Origin of the sequence: Streptomyces colwelliae (assembly GCF_048158785.1) — a bacterium.
GTDB lineage: Bacteria > Actinomycetota > Actinomycetes > Streptomycetales > Streptomycetaceae > Streptomyces.
In genome coordinates, this window is record NZ_JBLTJC010000692.1 from 1 (window position 1) to 2,459 (window position 2,459).

At 69.9% G+C, this 2,459-nt stretch carries 2 protein-coding genes and 1 pseudogene; all 3 read left to right on the plus strand.

All coding sequences use genetic code 11. The features are described 5' to 3' along the window. Window positions 1–460, plus strand: a 460-nt coding sequence (locus tag ACNFOC_RS53255; protein WP_416966148.1) for a SigE family RNA polymerase sigma factor, incomplete at its 5' end; no start/stop codon positions are given. Window positions 461–555: 95 nt separating this feature from the next. Next, window positions 556–2,232, plus strand: coding sequence for a long-chain fatty acid--CoA ligase (locus ACNFOC_RS53260; protein ID WP_416966149.1), 1,677 nt, complete (start codon window positions 556–558; stop codon window positions 2,230–2,232). Window positions 2,233–2,369: 137 nt separating this feature from the next. Further along, window positions 2,370–2,459, plus strand: a pseudogene (locus ACNFOC_RS56160) (hypothetical protein); the annotation flags it as partial.

Sequence of the window (2,459 nt, forward strand, 5' to 3'; positions counted from 1 at the left end):
GCCCGTGCTGCTGCGCACCGCGCGGTCGCTGACCGCGAACGCGTGCGACGCGGAGGACCTGTTGCAGACCGCGCTGACCAAGACGTATGTCGCCTGGGAGCGGATCGAGGACCACCGCGCGCTGGACGGCTATGTCCGCCGGGCGCTGTTGAACACGCGGACCTCGCAGTGGCGCAAGCGCAAGGTCGACGAGTTCGCGTGCGAGGAACTGCCCGAGCCGGAGACGGTCGGCGGCGCGGAGGACCCGGCCGAGCAGCAGGCGCTGCACGACGCGATGTGGCGGGCGATCGCGAAGCTGCCGGAGCGGCAGCGGGCGATGGTCGTCCTCAGGTACTACGAGGATCTCAGCGAGGTCCAGACGGCAGAGGTGCTCGGGGTGTCCGTGGGCACGGTGAAGTCGGCGGTGTCGCGGGCGCTCGGCAAGCTGCGCGAGGACCCGGAGCTGGTCCTCGCCCGCTAGCCGGGGGCGACGTGATGTGATCGATCGCCCGGCCCTAGTGACATACCGTGCGGTATGTGCGCAGAATCAGCGCATCCCTTACTACCGCGTAGGCAATGTCGCCCCGGGAGGACGCCGTGCTGAGCACCATGCAGGACGTACCGCTGCTGATCTCCAGGATCCTGACCCACGGGTCCACGGTCCATGGAACATCGCAGGTGATCAGCTGGACCGGTGAGGGAGAGCCGGAGCGCCGTTCCTTCGCGGAGGTCGGTGCCCGCGCGGCCCAACTGGCGCACGCCCTGCGCGAGGACCTGGGCGTGGTGGACGGCGAGCGCACGGCGACCTTCATGTGGAACAACGCCGTCCACGTCGAGGCCTACTTCGCGATCCCCGCCATGGGCGCGGTGCTGCACACGCTCAACCTCCGTCTTCCGGCGGAGCAGTTGGCGTGGATCGTCAACCACGCGGCGGACCGGGTGGTGATCGTCAACGGTTCGCTGATCCCGCTGCTCGCCCCGCTGCTGTCCAAGCTGCCCACGGTTGAGCACATCGTCGTCTCCGGGCCCGGCGACCGCACCCCCCTCGACGGCGCCCACGCGCGCGTGCACGAGTACGAGGACCTCATCGCCGGCAAGCCGACGACGTACGACTGGCCCGAGCTGGACGAACGCCAGGCCGCCGCGATGTGCTACACCTCCGGCACGACGGGCGACCCCAAGGGCGTGGTGTTCAGCCACCGTTCGATCTACCTGCACTCCATGCAGGTCAACATGACCCAGTCGATGGGCCTCACGGACCAGGACACGTCACTGGTCGTGGTGCCCCAATTCCACGTGAACGCCTGGGGATTGCCGCACGCCACCTTCATGACCGGCGTGAACATGCTGATGCCGGACCGCTTCCTCCAGCCCGCCCCGCTCGCCGAGATGATCGAGAGCGAGCGCCCGACGCACGCGGCGGCCGTGCCCACCATCTGGCAGGGCCTGCTCGGCGAGCTGACCGCGAAGCCCCGCGACGTCTCGTCGCTCACCCAGGTCACCATCGGCGGTTCGGCCTGCCCGCCCGCCCTCATGGCGGCCTTCGACGAGCTGGGCATGCGGGTCTGCCACGCCTGGGGCATGACGGAGACGTCCCCGCTGGGCACGGTCTCGCGCCCGCCGGCCGAAGCGGTCGGTACGGAGCGGGAGTTCGAGTACCGGCTGACCCAGGGCCGTTTCCCGACGAGCGTCGAGGCCCGGCTCACCGGCCCCGGCGGCGAGCGGCTGCCCTGGGACGGCGAGTCGGCGGGCGAGCTGGAGGTGCGCGGCCCGTGGATCGCCGGCGCCTACTACAACGGCCCGGACACCGAACCCCTGCGCCCCGCCGACAAGTTCAGCGAGGACGGCTGGCTCAAGACGGGTGACGTCGGCACGATCTCCCCCGACGGCTTCCTCACCCTCACCGACCGCGCCAAGGACGTCATCAAGTCCGGCGGCGAGTGGATCTCCTCCGTCGACCTGGAGAACGCCCTGATGTCCCACCCGGACGTCACCGAGGCCGCCGTGGTCGCCGTACCGGACGAGAGGTGGGGTGAGCGTCCGCTGGCGACCGTGGTCCTACGGGAGGGGTCGACCGCCGACTTCGAGTCCCTGCGCGCCTTCCTCGCCGACGCGGGGAAGATCGCCAAGTGGCAGCTCCCCGAACGCTGGACGATCATCGAGTCGGTCCCGAAGACGAGCGTCGGAAAGTTCGACAAGAAGGTGCTGCGCAGGCGGTACGCGGCTGGTGACCTGGACGTCACCAAGCTCTGACCGCCCACCCGTTCACGCCGATCCGCCGGGCAGGGCGCCCCACGGCCCCTGCCCGGCGTACGGCCACGTCATCGTCGTAGAAGAAGAGCTCACCGCCGCGCAGGCGAAGAACTCATCGCCGCCGCGCGCCCGTAGCCGTGGAGGCCGGCGCGAAGAAGACGTACGACATCACCATCACGCGAACCACCGGTGCGGACAAGGCGGTTCGGCACGAGCTGCACTTCGAG